This window comes from Nonomuraea sp. NPDC059023 (assembly GCF_042740095.1).
GTDB lineage: Bacteria > Actinomycetota > Actinomycetes > Streptosporangiales > Streptosporangiaceae > Nonomuraea.
Genome location: NZ_JBHYIO010000001.1, coordinates 371174 through 387503 on the forward strand (window position 1 = coordinate 371174; position 16330 = coordinate 387503).

A 16330-nucleotide genomic window follows, 5' to 3' on the forward strand; every position below is an offset into this window, starting at 1 on the left:
CCTGGGGGTCGGTCAGTTGGGGCGGAGGGCGGACTTGAGGCGGTTCAGGAGGGTCTTCTCCTCCGCCGGTACTGCCGGTACCGCCGGTGGTGCGGGGATCTGGACGGGTTCGGGTGCCTTCGCGCCGGTGGTGGGCGGGGCTTCCGGCAGGGGTGGTGGGGGCCAGTAGCGGGCCGGGGCGGCGTGCCGTACACCATGGGTCTGGTCGATCACGGCGTCCAGGTCGTCCGAGACGCCCGCCAGCAACACGGCCCGCGCCAGCGCCGACGTGCGCTCAAGCCGCGCGCTGCGCCCGGCGCCCACGTCGACCACGAGCACCCCGTCGAGGTCCTTCTGCACCGTCTCCACCATCCGCTCCAACGTCGCCCGGTGCAGCGGCACGTCCACCGGCCCCCGGTAGCGGAACGGGATGGGCGCGGGCGTCGGCGCGGCCTCGTCGATGAGGCGGATGCGGTCGTCGTAGGCGAACAGGTCGCGCATCATGCGCAGTTCGAAGCTCGGGTCACCCAGGACCGATCGCCGCTCGTCGCGCAGCGTCGACCACGGCGCCACCAGCGTCACGACGACGTCCTGCAGCTTGCCGTCGAGGGCGGCCGCCACGGCCTGCCGTACGACGGCCGCGGGGGTGTCGCCCACCTCGAACACGATCTCCACGTACGGCACCAGCCACCGCCGCCCCCGATCCTTGCGCAGGTCGCGGCGGAGCGGGATCCGGTGCGAGAAGGCCGGTTCGACGGCCCGCACGACCCGGTCCTTGTCCACCCGCTGCGCCGGAAGCCCGAGATGTACGGCCTTGGCCGCCTCGTCCGGGATGAACACCACGCCGTGCATCGCCAGCCGGTAGGCGAACTCGGTGTCGCCGCCGCGGTGCACGTTCGGGTCGAGACCGCCCACGGCGTGGAAGATCTCCCTGGGAAGGGCGAGCGTCGGCCCTGTGCACACGTGGTAGGGATTGCGGCTCTTGCGCAGCCCGTCGGTCTTGGCGATCGTCGCCTCGGTGGAACTGGCCACGGCGGCGTCCAGGTCGAACAGCTCTTCCAGGTGTCCCGCCCGGTAGATCTGCTCGGCCTTGAGCGGCGGCGGCTCGACGAAGCGCTTCATGCCGATCGTGACCAGATAGTCGGTCACGTGGTGCCAGCGGGCCAGCGCCTCGATGTGCTCGCGGCAGGGCACCATGTCGGCGTCGAGCCGCTGGATGATCTCGCCGTCGGCGGCCAGCGCGCCGGTGTTGACCGCGTTGGAGATGCCCCATCCATCCGTGACCCGCACGATCCGGGTGTTGAACGGCCGGATCTCCGGCAGCTCGATCGCCGGACGGCTGCCGTCGTCGACGACCAGGACCTCCATGAGGTGGTCCGGGTAGGTCTGCGCGGCCAGCGCCGCCAGCGCGAACTCCAGGTACGGCCCGCCATGGGCCGGAATCACGACGCTCACCGACAGCGACGGCGACCAGGCGCCCAGCTCCGGCGGTGTGAGCGGTGAAAAGTCGTTCTGCCGCACAGCAGGACGCGCGTTCATAGTCGATGACCCCCTGGCGGGAAACCTTAGCCGGGGTTGCTGAATATTTCCTGAAAAGGCGTGGTGTCCACGCTGTGGACTCGGCTCCTCGTCCCGAGCCGGAAGCCCGTACACTCGGTGCCCAACACCGCAGGTAGGGAGTCATCATGGCTAGGTCGTGGCGTGGCCTCATCGAGGAGTACCGAGAGCGTCTTCCGGTCACCACGACGACGCCCGTCGTCACGCTGCTGGAGGGCGGCACGCCGCTGGTGCCCGCCCACCGGGTCTCCGCGCTGACCGGCTGCGACGTCTACCTCAAGGTCGAGGGCGCCAACCCGACGGGCAGTTTCAAGGACCGCGGCATGACGATGGCCATCAGCAAGGCCGTCGAAGAGGGCGCGAAGGCCGTCATCTGCGCCTCCACCGGCAACACCTCCGCCTCCGCCGCCGCCTACGCGGTGCGCGCCGGGCTCACCTGCGCGGTGCTCGTGCCGCGCGGCAAGATCGCGATGGGCAAGCTGGCCCAGGCGCTCGTCCACGGGGCGACGCTGCTGCAGGTCGAGGGCTCCTTCGACGACTGCCTGGAGATGACGCGCAAGCTGTCGTCGGAATACCCCATCGCGCTGGTCAACTCCGTCAACCCCTTCCGGCTCCAGGGCCAGAAGACCGCCGCCTTCGAGATCGTCGACACGCTGGGCGACGCGCCCGACATCCACTGCATCCCGGTGGGCAACGCGGGCAACATCTCGGCGTACTGGATGGGCTACCAGGAGTACGCGCAGGACGGCGTCTCCACGCGGCGTCCGCGCATGTTCGGTTTCCAGGCCAGCGGCGCGGCCCCGATCGTCAACGGCGCGCCGGTGGCCCGTCCCCACACGATCGCCACGGCCATCCGCATCGGCAATCCGGCCTCCTGGCAGCTCGCCGAGGCGGCCAGGGACGAGTCCGGCGGCGTCATCCAGTCGGTGACCGACCGGCAGATCGCGGCCGCGTACAAGCTGCTGGCGCAGGAAGAGGGCGTCTTCGTCGAGCTGGCCTCGGCGGCGAGCGTGGCGGGACTCCTGCAGGCCCACGCCAACGGCCTGGTCGACCCTGGCCGGCGCATCGTCTGCACGGTCACCGGCAACGGACTGAAGGACCCCGACTGGGCCATCTCCGGCGCTCCGGCCCCGGTGACGATCCCGATCGACGTCCACGCCGCGGCGGGCGCGCTCAACCTCGCCTGACCCCTTCGATCTGAGGGAAACAACACATTGATCACTGTTCGCGTGCCCGCGACCTCCGCGAACCTCGGTCCCGGCTTCGACACGCTCGGCCTCGCGCTCGGCATGTACGACGAGGTCGAGGCCGAACTCACGGGAGACCGCGTCCAGGTCACCGTGGAAGGCCAGGGGGAGGGCGAACTCGACCTCGGCGAGGGCCATCTGGTCGTCAAGGCGATGCGCAAGGCGTTCGACCGGATGGGCATGGCGCAGCCAGCCGGCATCCGGCTGCTCTGCCGTAACCGCATCCCGCACGCGCGCGGGCTGGGATCGTCGTCCGCGGCCATCTGCGCGGGCATTCTCGCCGCGCGCGCTCTCGGCTCTCAGCGAACATCGCCGGACGGCGCGCGCACGTTGTCGGACGACGAGGTGTTCGCCCTGGCCACGGAGATGGAAGGCCACCCGGACAACGTCGCCCCATGTTTGGCCGGAAATCTCACGATTTCATGGACCGACCATGGGGGATCACCGCATATGGTGAAAGTCACCCCCGATGCGAGAATCCGTCCGGTCGTGCTCGTCCCATCGGCACGGGTGTCCACGGAGACCGCTCGAGGGCTGCTCCCGAAGGACGTGCCCCACAAGGACGCTTCCTTCAACGCCGGCCGGGCCGCGCTGCTGATCGCCGCGCTCACCCTGCGTCCGGAGAGCGACCTGCTGCTCGCCGCCACCGAAGATCGTCTCCACCAGAAATACCGCGCGCCTGCGATGAGCGACAGCGCGGATCTGGTAGAACGTCTGCGTGCGGTGGGCGTGCCCGCGGTCGTTTCGGGAGCGGGCCCCACGGTTCTTGCGTTTTCCACACCGGATACGCAGGATTTGATCGCGCCAGAAGTGGGTAATGACTGGCACATCCAGCTAATGGACGTCGACCCGGATGGTGCGAACGTTCAGTTCCCCGAGACACGCTGATGCCTCTTTAGACCTTCAGGGAATAGCCGTGTGCGCTGGTGATGTTAGGCTGATAGCCGCACCAGATGCCCCCTTGGTGGGTGCGTGCTTGTCAGCCACACATCGCTGCTTCATGCTGCACGTCGCGAGGCGTGGGCAGCGCGGCTGTCTCCCCGGAACCCGGCGTCTCCCATGGACCTACACCCGGTTGGTTCACCACGAGACGACGACTATGGGGATCTGCGCGTTCGAATCACCTCGACATCTGGCTGGCGACAGCAATCTGGGGGGTGTCCTCCATGCGCCACCGTCCTGTGGCGGCCTGGACGAACCCCTCCCCAATCGTGGCGGCCGACCTGCGCGGCGGCCGAAGATCGCAGCGTGCATCCCGACCCGGTCTGTCCCGCCGGATCGACAGCACCTCCGGGACGCCCGGTACAGCAAAGCCGGCGCCCGACCCCTGGGAAGGACCTTTTAGTTGAGCGACACCACCGAACTCCTCTCCGACGCATCGGGCGCGTCTGCGCAGCCCGCGTCCGGCGACACCCCCACTCGTGCCGCGGCCAAGCCGCGTGCGCGTCGCTCCGGCACCGGCCTGTCCGCCAAGGTGCTGCCCGAGCTGCAGAAGATCGCTGCCGAGCTCGGCATCAGCGGGACCGGACGCATGCGGAAGAGCCAGCTGATCGCGGCCATCCAGGAGAAGCAGGGTGGCGGTTCCGGTGACAGCGCCCCGGCGGCTCCGCCCGTCGCGGAGGCTCCGGCGGCCGTGGCCGAGGCGCCCGCCGCCGAGCGGCCCACCCGCGCGAGGAGGGAACGTTCCCGGGCCAAGAGCACCGAGGAGACCAGCGCACCCGTAGCGGAACCGGTGGTCACGGCCCCTGAGCCGGTGGCCGCCGCCGCCCCAGCCGAGCCGGTCGTGGCCGCGGCTCCCGCCGTGGTGGAGCAGCAGCAGCAGGCGGCCGAGGCCGTACAGAGCGACCCCCAGGGCGAGTCCCGTGGCGACCGCGGTGAGCGCGGCGACAGGGAGAGCCGCCGTGAGCGCCGCACCCGCGGCGAGCGCCGTGACCGCGGCGACCGTGTGGGCGACCGCGGTGAGCGCGGCGACCGCGGTGACCGCGGCGGTGACCGTGGCGAGCGCGGGAGCGACCGTGGCGAGCGCGCGGGGAACGACCGGGGCGAAGGCGGCCGTGCCGACCAGCGCGCGGTGGACGCGGGCAGCCGCGGTGACCAGCGCGGCAACGACCAGCGCGGCGGTGACACCCGCGGTGGCGACCAGCGTGGCGGCGACCCCCGCGGTGGCGACCCGCGCGGCGGGGCGGACGACGACGAGCGCGGGCGCGGACGGCGTGGCCGTTTCCGTGAGCGCAACCGTGGCCGTGGCCGCGACCGCTTCGACAGCAACGAGCCGGTCATCGGCGACGACGACGTGCTCATCCCGATCGCCGGCATCCTGGACATCCTCGACAACTACGCCTTCGTGCGGACGAGCGGCTACCTTCCGGGCTCCAACGACGTCTACGTGTCGCTGGCCCAGATCCGCCGCAACGGCCTGCGCAAGGGCGACGTCGTCACCGGCGCCGTCCGGCAGCCGCGCGACGGGGAGCGCCGCGAGAAGTTCAACGCCCTGGTCCGCCTCGACACCGTCAACGGCATGGACCCGGAGCAGGCGCGCAGCCGTCCGGACTTCAACAAGCTGACGCCGCTCTACCCGCAGGACCGCCTGCGCCTGGAGACCGAGCCGAACATCATGACGACCAGGATCATCGACCTGGTCTCGCCGATCGGCAAGGGCCAGCGCGGCCTGATCGTCTCGCCGCCGAAGGCCGGTAAGACGATGGTGCTTCAGGCGATCGCCAACTCGATCACGCGCAACAACCCCGAGTGCCACCTGATGGTCGTGCTCGTGGACGAGCGCCCCGAAGAAGTCACCGACATGCAGCGTTCGGTCAAGGGTGAGGTCATCCACTCCACCTTCGACCGCCCCGCCGAGGACCACACCACCGTCGCCGAGCTCGCCATCGAGCGCGCCAAGCGCCTGGTGGAGCTGGGCCACGACGTGGTCGTGCTCCTGGACTCGATCACCCGCCTGGGCCGCGCCTACAACCTGGCCGCCCCCGCGTCGGGCCGGATCCTGTCCGGTGGTGTCGACTCCACCGCTCTCTACCCGCCCAAGCGCTTCTTCGGCGCCGCGCGCAACATCGAGAACGGCGGCTCGCTGACGATCCTCGCCACGGCCCTGGTCGAGACCGGGTCCAAGATGGACGAGGTCATCTTCGAGGAGTTCAAGGGCACCGGCAACATGGAGCTCAAGCTCAGCCGCTCCCTGGCCGACAAGCGCATCTTCCCCGCGGTGGACGTCGACGCGTCCAGCACCCGTAAGGAAGAGATCCTCATGGCCAAGGACGAGCTGCAGATCGTCTGGAAGCTGCGCCGGGTGCTCCACGCGCTCGACATGCAGCAGGCGCTGGAGCTGCTTCTGGAGAAGATGAAGGAGACGAAGTCCAACGCGGAGTTCCTCCTCCAGGTCCAGAAGACCACCGTGAGCAACGACCGCGACTAGACGGCAGTGCTTGAGGGCGGCGGGTCTTCCCGCCGCCCTTTGGCGTTCCGTCCGTCGTTGCGTGCTTTTGTGGTTACGGCAAGCCGCCAGGACCACCGCCCGCCGCCGTCGGCGCGCCACCGCCACCGCACCCCCACCCCGCCGCCACAAGGCACGTAACCCAGCGGCACGGTCAAGCGGCCCCCCGAACTTCCAGAACCCCTGAACCCCCCGACCCCCCCGGCTCTCCGGAAACCTCCGGCCGTCGGTGGGTTCGGCTCTATACGGGGGTTAACCCCACCATGAAGCGGGCGCCACCGGCATTCACGGATCTCGTTGTCCCAGGCACGCTGTAACCGTGGATGTGCCGTTGCGTGAGCGGGTGCCGTTGGGGCCCAACGGGCCGGTCGGGGTCGTGGTCGATCCGCGTACCTGGCGGGCGGTGCCGTACCTGCTGGTGAGCTTGTGCTTTGGGTTGACCTGGTTTCTGGTCGTGGCGTTCGGGAGCACGATCTCGCTGGTCATGATGGTGGTCTGGGTCGGGTTCCCGTTGCTGCTGGTGACCGTGCTCGTCTGGCGTGGGGCGGCGATGCTGGAGCGGCGGCTGCTGTGGCTGGCGTTCGGGGTGCGGATCCGGGATCCCTATCGGCGGCGGCCCGAGCGGGGCGTCATGAACCATCTCAAGTGGCTCTTCCGGGATCCGGCCACCTGGCGGGATCTGGGGTATCTCATACTGCTCGCGCCGTTGAGCCTGTTGGAGTTCGTCGTCGTGATGGTGCTCGGGAGCATGTCCGTCGCGTTGATTCTCGCGCCGTTCAGGGAAGCGCTGATGATCGGCGAGGCCTTCGTGGTGAACACTCCTCTGGAGCGGGCGCTGGCTGTTCTGGTGGGGTTCGTGCTGGTGGCGGTGCTGGCGTACGCGGTGCGTGGGCTGAGTCTTTTGCACGGGACGCTCGCGGCGGCGCTGCTGGGCGGCGGCGAGGAGGAGCGGCTGCGGGCCAGCCGGGCCAGGGGCATCGACGCGGCCGAGGCCGAGCGGCGCAGGATCGAGCGGGACCTGCACGACGGGGCGCAACTGCTGCTGCTGTCGGTCGCCATGGACCTGGGACGGGCGCGCACCAAGCTGGACGACGACCCGGAGCAGGCCAAGGAGCTCATCGCGCAGGCCCACACGGGCACCAGGGCCGCGATCGCCGAGCTGCGCGACCTGGCGCGCGGCATCCATCCGGCGATCCTCACCGACCGGGGCCTGGACGCCGCCCTGTCGGCTCTGGCCGCGCGGGCGCCGATCGGGGTCGACGCGGTCGTGGACGTCGGCGAGCGGCCTCCTGCGGCCGTGGAGAGCATCGCCTACTACATCGTGGCCGAGTCGCTGGCCAACATGTCCAAGCACGCGGCGGCCACGGAGGCGTCGGTGCGGGTCGTACGCGCGGGCCAGATGGTCACCGTCGAGGTCTGGGACAACGGCATCGGCGGCGCGACCCTGCGCCACGGCGGCGGCCTGGCGGGGCTGGCCGACCGGGCGGCGACCATCGACGGGGTGCTCGTGGTGAACAGTCCGGTGGGCGGGCCCACGCTGGTTCGCGCGGAACTGCCTTGTGAGTGGTAGTCATGGGCGCATGCGAGTGGTGATCGCCGAGGACTCGGTGCTGCTGCGTGAGGGCCTGGCCCGCCTGCTGGCCGACGGCGGCATCGAGACGGCGGCGGCGGTGGGCGACGGCCCCTCGCTGATCAGCGCGGTCGAACGCCACCGGCCCGACCTGGCGATCGTCGACGTGCGCATGCCGCCGAGCAACACCGACGAGGGCCTGCGCGCCGCCCTCGACGTGCGGGCGCGGCGGCCGGACTTCCCGATCCTCGTGCTGTCGCAGTACGTGGAGGAGCGCTACGCGGCCGAGCTCATCGGCCCCGGCGTGGGCTACCTGCTGAAGGAGCGGATCTCCGACGTGGCCGAGTTCCTGGCGGTGGTGCGGCAGGTGGCGGAGGGCGGCACGGTCATCGACCCCGAGGTGGTGCTGCAGCTCCTGGGCAGGCAGCGCAGGGGTACGGCGATGGACATGCTGTCCCCGCGCGAGCGCGAGGTCCTGGCGCTCATGGCCGAGGGACGCTCCAACACCGCCATAGCGGGCCGTCTGTCGGTCAAGGAAGGGGCCGTGGAGAAGCACATTTCCGGCATCTTCGCCAAGCTCTCGCTCGGCCAGGCACCCGACGACCACCGCCGGGTGCTGGCGGTGCTGGCCTACCTGGGGCGCTGAAACGGCCCGCGCCGACGAGGGCGCGGGCCGGTCGGACGCGGGCTACTTGATGTTCACGAACTTCTGCGGGGACCAGGCGCTCCTGGTCTTGCTGGTGCCCGAGACCTTCACCTTGACGTAGCCGTCCTTCTTGATCTTGACCTTGGTGCTGTACTTGCCGGCCGAGTCCGTCTTCACGAACGCGATGCGCTTGTACGTCTTGGCGCCCTTGGCCTTGTAGTAGACGGCCAGCATCTTGACCTTGTAGGCCTTGCCGGCGCGGGTGGCCTTGCCGTACACCTTGACCTTCGTGCCCTTTTTCTGCACGGAGAGGGTGACCTTGGACTTGGCCTTCTTGGAGACGCCGCCTTCGGGCTCGTTGACGGTGAAGGCCACCTGGCCCTTGAACGTCTCGCTGCCCCGGGTCGCGCTCACCTCCAGGGTCCACGCGCCGGGCTCGGTGTCGTCGCTGAAGTACGTGCTGCCGGTGTAGACGCCGTAGCCGTCCTGGCTCAGGGTGCCGAGGTCGTAGTACTCGCTGGTGTCGTCGCTGACCAGGCGGGCGCTGACCGAGCCGGCGTCCTTGACCCTGGCGCGGACGTCGACCTGGACCTCGCGGCCCTTCTTGAGGTTGACGGGGTCGGGCGTCACCGAGGCGCTGATGCTCGCCTTCTTGCCCGTCACGTTGACGGTGAAGGAGTCGCTGCTGATCGATCCGCCGCGGCTGACCTTGAACGTCAGCGACCAGTCGCCGGCCGGGTCGTCGCTGGAGATGCTGAACGAACCCGTACCGGACGCCGAGGTGGGCAGCTTGCCGTCGCTCCCCTTGGACGGCTGGCTGTAGGAGACGTTCACCGAACGGGCGGCCTTGCCGGGCGGCGTGATCTCGGCGGTCACGCCGGCCGGGACCGTGGTGTTCGGGTCGGTGCCCAGCGGGTCCTTGACCGTGAAGTTGATGCCGGCCTGGACGGTTCCGTCGCTCGGCACGTAGGTGTTGCCGGCGGAGACGCCCGTGATGTCCCCTGCCGCGGTGCGGGCGGTCAGGGAGGTGGAGGCTCCGGCTGCCGTGGCTGTGATTCCAGCGCCTCCGAGGAGAACGGCGGCCCCCGTGGCGGTCGCGAGCAGCAACCGCACCTTTCTCATCATCTCTTTTGATGTCCTTTATGGGAGGAAAACTAATGATTGATGCGCGGGAGCCTAGTGCGACAGGAGTGAGTTGGGCATCAAGATCCGGGGAATGCCTGGTGGCCTGGGATGGTTGCAACGTCTGGCACACTGGTAGCTGAACCGAAGCGGTACCGGTTCCCGCCGCGCGCACCACATCCAGTGTGCGACCGCGCGCAGAGCAGCTGAGGCGACCCGGCGACCGCACCCCGAAAGGACTCACATGAAGAGCGACATCCACCCGGAGTACCACGTCACGCAGGTGACCTGCACGTGCGGTAACTCCTTCACGACCCGCAGCACCGCGAAGAACGGCGTCATCCACGCCGACGTGTGCTCGGCCTGCCACCCGTTCTACACGGGCAAGCAGAAGATCCTGGACACCGGTGGCCGGGTGGCGCGCTTCGAGCAGCGCTTCGGCAAGAAGGCCCAGAGCAAGTAGCTCCCCTGACGCCGGCCCGACGCACTCACTGGTGCGCCGGGTCGGCGTTCTTGGTGATACGGCCGGCACGGACGACATAAGGGACCCACGGTGAACCTGGACGAGTTGCTCAAGGAGTACGCGGAGCTGGAGACGCAGCTCGCCGATCCCGCCGTGCACGCTGACCAGTCCAAGGCCCGCACGCTCGGCAAGCGTTACCGCCACCTGACCCCGATCGTCGGCACCTACCGCGAGCTGGAGAGCGTGCGCGACGACCTCAGCGCCGCCAAGGAGCTCGCGAGCGAGGACGAGGCGTTCGCCACCGAGGCCGAGGAGCTCGCGGCCCGCATCCCGCAGCTGGAGGAGAAGCTCCGCCACCTGCTCATCCCGCGCGATCCCAATGATGACAAGGACATCATCATGGAGATCAAGGCCGGCGAGGGCGGGGAGGAGTCGGCGCTGTTCGCCGGTGACCTGCTGCGGATGTACCTGCGCTACGCCGAGCGACTGGGCTGGAAGACCGAGGTCATCGAGGCCCAGCACTCCGACCTCGGCGGCTACAAGGACGTCACCGTCGGCATCCGGGCCAAGGGCGACGAGGGCGTGTGGTCCAGGCTGAAGTACGAGGGCGGCGTCCACCGGGTCCAGCGGGTGCCCGCCACCGAGTCCCAGGGCCGGATCCACACCAGCGCCGCGGGCGTGCTCATCTATCCGGAGGCGGAGGAGGTCGACGTCCAGATCGACCCCAACGACCTGCGCATCGACGTCTACCGCTCCAGCGGACCAGGCGGCCAGAGCGTCAACACCACCGACTCCGCGGTACGCATCACCCACGTGCCCACCGGCGTGGTCGTCTCCTGCCAGAACGAGAAGAGCCAGCTGCAGAACAAGGAGTCGGCGCTGCGCATCCTGCGCGCCCGCCTGCTGGCCATCGCCCAGGAGGAGGCCGACGCCGCCGCGCAGGCCGAGCGCAAGTCGCAGGTCCGCACCGTCGACCGTTCCGAGCGCATCCGCACCTACAACTACCCGGAGAACCGCATCTCCGACCACCGCGTCGGCTTCAAGGCGTATAACCTCGACCAGGTCCTCGACGGCGAGCTCACCGCCGTCACCCAGGCCCTGATCGACGCCGAAACGGCGGAGAAGCTCGCACAACACTCATGACATTTCTGCTGGACGAGATCGCACACGCAACGGCCCGGCTGGCCGAGGCCGGTGTGCCGTCGCCGCGCACCGACGCGGAGGAGATCGCGGCGTTCGTCCACGGCGTGCGCAGAAGCGAGCTGCACACGGTCAAGGACGGCGACTTCGACGCCCTGTTCTGGGAGGGCATCGCCAGGCGCGAGGCGCGCGAGCCCCTTCAGCACATCACCGGCCACGCCTACTTCCGCTACCTGGAGCTTGAGGTCGGCCCCGGCGTCTTCGTCCCGCGGCCGGAGACCGAGGTCATGGCCGGATGGGCCATCGAGACCCTGCGCGCCATGGACGTCACCCAGCCGCTCGTCGTCGACCTCGGCACCGGCTCCGGCGCGATCGCCCTGTCCATCGCCCAGGAGGTCTCGCTGGCCGAGGTCCACGCGGTCGAGGTCGACCCCGGCGCGTACACGTGGGCCAAGCGCAACATCGCCGAGCACGGCCAGGGCCGCGTCCACCTGCACCCCGACGACCTCGCGGAGGCGCTGCCGGAGCTCAACGGCACCGTCGACATGGTGATCTCCAACCCGCCCTACATCCCGCCCGGCGCGATCCCGCGCGACCCCGAGGTGCGCGACTACGACCCCTCGCGGGCGCTGTACGGCACCGGCGACGACGGGCTCGACGAGGTCAGGGCGGTGGAGCGTACGGCGTTCCGCCTGCTGCGGCCGGGCGGCTGGGTCGCCGTGGAGCACGCCGACCAGCAGGGCCGGTCGGTCTACCTGACCTTCCCCGAGGACAATGGCTGGCGGGACGTACGGCTGCGCCAGGATCTCACCCGGCGAGACAGGTTCGTCACCGCCAGGCTGGCCCAGGACTAGGATGCGGGCGAGCACCGCCCATTCAGAACGCAGAGAGGCCGACAGCGCCGTGGGACGACGATTTGACTGCTCGGACGCCGACCAGAAGGCCGAAGGCCTGACCGAGGCCGCCAACGCGGTGCGCAGGGGCGAACTCGTGGTGCTGCCGACCGACACCGTCTACGGCATCGGCGCCGACGCCTTCACCCAGAGCGCCGTCACCGCACTGCTGGAGGCCAAGGGCCGCGGCCGCGAGATGCCGCCGCCCGTGCTGGTCGGCACCGTACGCGCGGCCAACGCCCTGGTCGAGGACCTCGGCCCCTACGGCCAGGACCTCATCGACGCCTTCTGGCCCGGTCCGCTGACGATCGTGTGCAAGGCCAACCGGGCGCTGTCGTGGGACCTCGGCGACACGAAGGGCACGGTGGCGCTGCGCATGCCGTTGCACCCGATCGCCCTCGACCTGCTGAAGGAGACCGGCCCGATGGCCGTCTCCAGCGCCAACCGCTCGGGCTCGCCCGCCGCCACCACCGCGGACGAGGCGGAGGACCAGCTCGGCGAGTCCGTGGCCGTCTACCTGGACGCCGGACCGACGAGTGACAACACGCCCTCGACCATCCTCGACCTGACCACCGCGGTGCCGCGGTTGCTGCGGGGCGGGGCGATCCCGGTGGAGAAGTTGCGGGGGATTGTCGGATACGTCGCCACCGACGGCTGATCCCAGCGATACCCGCTGTTTATCACGCGAGTCACAGGGGGCACGGGCGGCCTACCGTGGTGCCCGGAGGTGGCTCGCCCATGGGCAAGTTCGACGGCATGGACCCGAAGCTGGTGCGTGACCTGCTGGCCGAGGTGAAGCGGGCGGCGGGGGAACTGCGCGCGATCGAGGGCCGGGTCGCCCAGGTGATGAGCGGGGCGGGGCTGGCCACCCGGGCCATGCATCGGCCGGGTCAGGTCGCCGAGGCCATCGACACGATGTCCAAGGACGTCAACACCCGGCTGACGGTGCTGGAGAAGCGTGAGGACGCGCCTCGGGGTGCGGACGCGGGCAAGGACCCGGTGCGTGTTCTGGGCGGGAACGACGAGCCCAAGGACGGCGCCAAGACGCCGACCGGTCCCGAGGACGAGCCGAAGGAAGAGCGCGGGGACGACCGCTCGCGCTACGACAACCCCAGGGCGGACGATCCGAAGCCGGGCGACAAGCCGGACGTCAAGACCGAGGACAAGCCGGACGTCAAGACCGACGACAAGCCGGACGTCAAGACGGATGACAAGCCCGATGTGAAGACGGACGACAAGCCCGACGTCAAGACCGAGGACAAGCCGGATCCGAAGGGTGACGACAAGCCGGATCGCAAGAGCGATGACGTCGCCGCCTCCGACGAGAACAAGAACGACAAGAAGGACGACCCGGTCAAGGGCGACGAGCCCAAGGACGACGAGCGTGACAGCAGGCGCGACCGGGGCGCCGAGCCTCCCCTCGACCCGACCAAGCCGCAGGTCGTCGAGGTGGACGGGGTGAAGGTCCTCCAGGTTCCGCTCGATCCGCCCACAGCCGAGGAGCTGGAGGAGCTGATCAGGAACATCGACGACATCCAGCCCCAGGACACCCCGTCGCTCGCCGGCGACACCACTCCGGGCCAGATCCAGCCCGGCGGGAAGACGGTCGACGCCGGTGGCCTCAGCACCTGGGCGAACGACGGCAGCGACGTGGTCTCCGCGGATGCCAGGCCGATCGACCCCGCCGCCCTGAGGGCGCTGATCGAGAACGTCAGGGACGTCCAGCCCATGGACATGCCCGGGGTGGAGGTGCCCAAGGGAGAGTGGGGCAACGGCCAGTGGGCGCCGCAGGACATCAAACCCGACGGCCCGCCGGGCTCCCTCGACCCCGGCAACCCAACCACCACGACCCCGAACCCCGACGGCAACCCAACCACCACCTCCGGCACCCCGGCCACACCACCGGCAACCTCCGGAAACCCGGCCACGCCCGCCCAACCGGTCGGCAACCCGCCCGCGACCTCCGACGCCTACGGCAACCCGGCCACACCGACCCAGCCTGCGGGCAACCAGCCCCCGGACACCTCCGGCACCCCGCCCCAGCCCGTGGGCAACCAGCCCCCGGACACCTCCGGCACCCCGCCCCAGCCGGTCGGCAACCAGCCCTCGGACGCCTCCGGTGAGCAGGGTGGCTGCGCGAAGACCGGCGGAAACGACACCGCACCGGGCACCAAGGCCGATCCCGGCACCCCGGAGACCTCCGGTGACCTTGGTCAGGCGGGTGACCGTACCGGAGCAGGGAACGGCGACCGTACCGGGACCGAGTACAGCACCCCCGCGAACGGCCGTACCGGAGCGGAGAGCAGTGGCCCGGCGGCGGGCAGCGCGGGACCCCAGCAGTGGGCCGACGACGGCAGTGATGTGGTGTCCGTGGACGCCGAACCGCTCGACCCGGCGGCGCTCAAGACGCTCATGGACAACGTGCGCGACGTCCAGCCGATGGAGATGCCGAGTGTAGAGGTGCCCAAGGGGGAGTGGGGCACGGGGAAGTGGGTGCCTGAGGACATTCGGCCCGACGGCCCGCCGGGTGCGGTGGAGCCGGGCGAGAGGAGTCGCTGATGTACGTGGACCCGCCCGCCCCCCAGCCCCGCCAGCCCGGCGAGACCCCGCCCGCCACCGCCTCCGGCGCCCTGGACGGCCAGCCGAGGGCCTGGGAGTTCAATCCCGAGTACCAGCGCCTGGTGACCGCCTGGCAGGCCGTCATGCCGCTGCTGGAGTCGCTGACGAGCGCTCTGGACAAGGCCTACCAGCTCGCCAGGAGCCCGCAGACGTGGGACGCCCCGGTGGGGGCGCGCTACGTCGAGGATCTCGCGGAGTGGCGTACCCGGCTGGGCCTCTACCGGCAGGCGGTGCTGACCGCGATCAGCGACGAGGCCGCGGACACGCCGCGCTGGGTGCCGAGTTCTGCCGGGGCGCCGCATGCCTTCTCCTGACGGCGTTCCGGCGCGTGGTGCCAGGGGGACCTGCGTCGGGTGAGGGAAACGGGCGTACATTGAGAAAATGCCCTACTACGGGCCAGACTTCGGCCTGCTGCAGCAGCAGGATCCCGAGATCGCCCAGGTGTTGCTCGACGAGCTCGACCGGGTGCGCGGCGGGATCCAGTTGATCGCGAGCGAGAACTTCACCTCGCCCGCCGTGCTCGCCGCCCTGGGTTCGACCCTCACGAACAAGTACGCGGAGGGCTATCCGGGACGCCGCTACTACGGCGGCTGCGAAGTCGTTGACCGGGCGGAGCGGCTGGCGATCTCGCGGGCCAAGGAGTTGTTCGGGGCCGAGCACGCGAACGTCCAGCCGCACTCGGGGGCCTCGGCGAACCTGGCCGCGTACGCGGCGCTGCTGCAGCCGGGCGACACGATGCTGGCCATGGCGCTGCCGCACGGCGGCCATCTCACGCATGGCTCGAAGGTGAACTTCTCCGGAAAATGGTTCGACGTGATCGCGTACGGCGTGCGGCGCGACACCGAACTCATCGACTACGACGAAGTCAGGGCGCTGGCCCTGCGCCACCGGCCGAAGGTGATCGTCTGCGGCGCGACGGCCTATCCGCGCCTGGTCAACTTCTCGATCTTCCGCGACATCGCCGACGAGGTCGGGGCCTGGCTCCTGGCCGACGTGGCGCACACGATCGGGCTGATGGCGGGGGGTGTGATCCCGAGCGCGGTGCCGTACGCGGACGTGGTCACCTTCACCACGCACAAGGCGCTGCGCGGCCCGCGCGGCGGCGGCATCCTCTGCACGCGCGAGGTCGCGGCGCGGGTGGACCGGGCGGTCTTCCCGTTCGTGCAGGGCGGGCCGCTGATGCACGCCGTCGCGGCGAAGGCGGTGGCGTTCGGCGAGGCTCTGCGGCCGGAGTTCGCCGACTACGCCAGGCGGGTGGTCGACAACGCGAGGGCGCTGAGCGACACGCTCGCGGAGGAGGGCATGCGCCCGGTGTCCGGCGGCACCGACAGCCACCTGGCGCTGATCGACCTGCGGGGGCTGGGCGTCACCGGGGCGGAGGCGGAACGCCGGTGCGCGGCGGCCGCGATCACCCTGAACCGCAACGTGATCCCGTATGATCCCGAACCACCTGCCGTCACGTCAGGAGTCAGGGTCGGCACGCCTTGCGTCACCACGCAGGGCATGGGACCCGAGGAGCTGAAAGAAGTGGCAACACTCGTGGCGCAGGCGGTGAGATATCCGGACACTGTCGCTGAAGTGCGGAGACGGGTTTCGGAGCTGCTGGTCATACACCAGCCTTATCTCAGCGAATTATAAGCTGTTCTGTG

14 protein-coding genes are annotated in these 16330 nt (G+C 70.0%); 12 read left to right on the plus strand and 2 right to left on the minus strand.

Annotation, left to right across the window (positions count from 1 at the left end; translation table 11 throughout):
- Positions 1-12: 12 nt before the first annotated feature.
- On the minus strand, positions 13-1518 hold the full coding sequence (locus ACFWYW_RS01660; protein ID WP_379609084.1) for a glycosyltransferase: 1506 nt from the start codon (positions 1516-1518) through the stop codon (positions 13-15).
- A 146-nt stretch (positions 1519-1664) separates the two neighbouring features.
- Between ACFWYW_RS01660 and thrC the strand changes: the two genes are divergently transcribed.
- The 5 genes from thrC to ACFWYW_RS01685 all read left to right on the plus strand — a co-directional run bounded on the left by thrC (position 1665) and on the right by ACFWYW_RS01685 (position 8444).
- Positions 1665-2723 carry a threonine synthase gene (gene thrC, locus ACFWYW_RS01665; protein WP_379609085.1) on the plus strand — a complete coding sequence of 353 codons (1059 nt, stop codon included), beginning with the start codon at positions 1665-1667 and terminating at the stop codon, positions 2721-2723.
- Between the two features lie 27 nt (positions 2724-2750).
- Positions 2751-3671: a homoserine kinase gene (thrB, locus tag ACFWYW_RS01670; RefSeq protein WP_379609086.1), complete on the plus strand. Its 921-nt coding sequence runs from the start codon at positions 2751-2753 to the stop codon at positions 3669-3671.
- A 457-nt stretch (positions 3672-4128) separates the two neighbouring features.
- Positions 4129-6210, plus strand: a complete 2082-nt coding sequence (gene rho / locus ACFWYW_RS01675) for a transcription termination factor Rho (protein ID WP_379609088.1) — start codon at positions 4129-4131, stop codon at positions 6208-6210.
- Between the two features lie 337 nt (positions 6211-6547).
- The gene (locus ACFWYW_RS01680) at positions 6548-7798 is read left to right on the plus strand and encodes a sensor histidine kinase (protein WP_379609090.1); all 1251 of its coding nucleotides are present in this window, start codon (positions 6548-6550) and stop codon (positions 7796-7798) included.
- A 10-nt stretch (positions 7799-7808) separates the two neighbouring features.
- A complete protein-coding gene (locus ACFWYW_RS01685) occupies positions 7809-8444 on the plus strand; it encodes a response regulator (RefSeq protein WP_379609091.1) in 636 nt (211 codons plus the stop codon).
- A gap of 42 nt (positions 8445-8486) precedes the next feature.
- Here ACFWYW_RS01685 and ACFWYW_RS01690 read toward each other — a convergent pair whose 3' ends face one another.
- On the minus strand, positions 8487-9569 hold the full coding sequence (locus ACFWYW_RS01690; protein WP_379609092.1) for a hypothetical protein: 1083 nt from the start codon (positions 9567-9569) through the stop codon (positions 8487-8489).
- Positions 9570-9810: 241 nt separating this feature from the next.
- On the opposite strand from ACFWYW_RS01690, the gene rpmE reads away from it, so the two are divergent.
- From rpmE to glyA, 7 genes are all read left to right on the plus strand, one after another.
- Entirely contained in the window at positions 9811-10029 is a 219-nt protein-coding gene (gene rpmE, locus ACFWYW_RS01695) for a 50S ribosomal protein L31 (protein ID WP_184965973.1), read from the plus strand.
- 90 nt (positions 10030-10119) lie between these two features.
- Positions 10120-11172, plus strand: coding sequence for a peptide chain release factor 1 (gene prfA / locus ACFWYW_RS01700; protein ID WP_379609093.1), 1053 nt, complete (start codon positions 10120-10122; stop codon positions 11170-11172).
- On the plus strand, positions 11169-12023 hold the full coding sequence (prmC, locus tag ACFWYW_RS01705; protein ID WP_379609094.1) for a peptide chain release factor N(5)-glutamine methyltransferase: 855 nt from the start codon (positions 11169-11171) through the stop codon (positions 12021-12023). Before prfA ends, prmC begins: the two co-directional genes overlap by 4 nt.
- Positions 12024-12072: 49 nt before the next feature.
- The gene (locus tag ACFWYW_RS01710; RefSeq protein ID WP_379609095.1) at positions 12073-12720 is read left to right on the plus strand and encodes an L-threonylcarbamoyladenylate synthase; all 648 of its coding nucleotides are present in this window, start codon (positions 12073-12075) and stop codon (positions 12718-12720) included.
- Positions 12721-12800: 80 nt separating this feature from the next.
- Positions 12801-14621, plus strand: coding sequence for a hypothetical protein (locus ACFWYW_RS01715; RefSeq protein WP_379609096.1), 1821 nt, complete (start codon positions 12801-12803; stop codon positions 14619-14621).
- Positions 14621-14995, plus strand: a complete 375-nt coding sequence (locus ACFWYW_RS01720; protein ID WP_379609097.1) for a hypothetical protein — start codon at positions 14621-14623, stop codon at positions 14993-14995. The genes ACFWYW_RS01715 and ACFWYW_RS01720 overlap by 1 nt, the downstream gene beginning before the upstream one ends.
- A gap of 67 nt (positions 14996-15062) precedes the next feature.
- The gene (glyA, locus tag ACFWYW_RS01725; protein WP_379609098.1) at positions 15063-16319 is read left to right on the plus strand and encodes a serine hydroxymethyltransferase; all 1257 of its coding nucleotides are present in this window, start codon (positions 15063-15065) and stop codon (positions 16317-16319) included.
- Positions 16320-16330: the final 11 nt, after the last annotated feature.

Coding starts and splice junctions, on each gene's coding strand:
- rpmE (WP_184965973.1), top strand. CDS start 9,811: ATGAAGAGCGACATCCACCCGGAGTACCACGTCACGCAGGTGACCTGC.
- ACFWYW_RS01660 (WP_379609084.1), bottom strand. CDS start 1,518: ATGAACGCGCGTCCTGCTGTGCGGCAGAACGACTTTTCACCGCTCACA.
- ACFWYW_RS01685 (WP_379609091.1), top strand. CDS start 7,809: ATGCGAGTGGTGATCGCCGAGGACTCGGTGCTGCTGCGTGAGGGCCTG.
- ACFWYW_RS01720 (WP_379609097.1), top strand. CDS start 14,621: ATGTACGTGGACCCGCCCGCCCCCCAGCCCCGCCAGCCCGGCGAGACC.
- prmC (WP_379609094.1), top strand. CDS start 11,169: ATGACATTTCTGCTGGACGAGATCGCACACGCAACGGCCCGGCTGGCC.
- ACFWYW_RS01715 (WP_379609096.1), top strand. CDS start 12,801: ATGGGCAAGTTCGACGGCATGGACCCGAAGCTGGTGCGTGACCTGCTG.
- ACFWYW_RS01690 (WP_379609092.1), bottom strand. CDS start 9,569: ATGATGAGAAAGGTGCGGTTGCTGCTCGCGACCGCCACGGGGGCCGCC.
- thrC (WP_379609085.1), top strand. CDS start 1,665: ATGGCTAGGTCGTGGCGTGGCCTCATCGAGGAGTACCGAGAGCGTCTT.
- glyA (WP_379609098.1), top strand. CDS start 15,063: ATGCCCTACTACGGGCCAGACTTCGGCCTGCTGCAGCAGCAGGATCCC.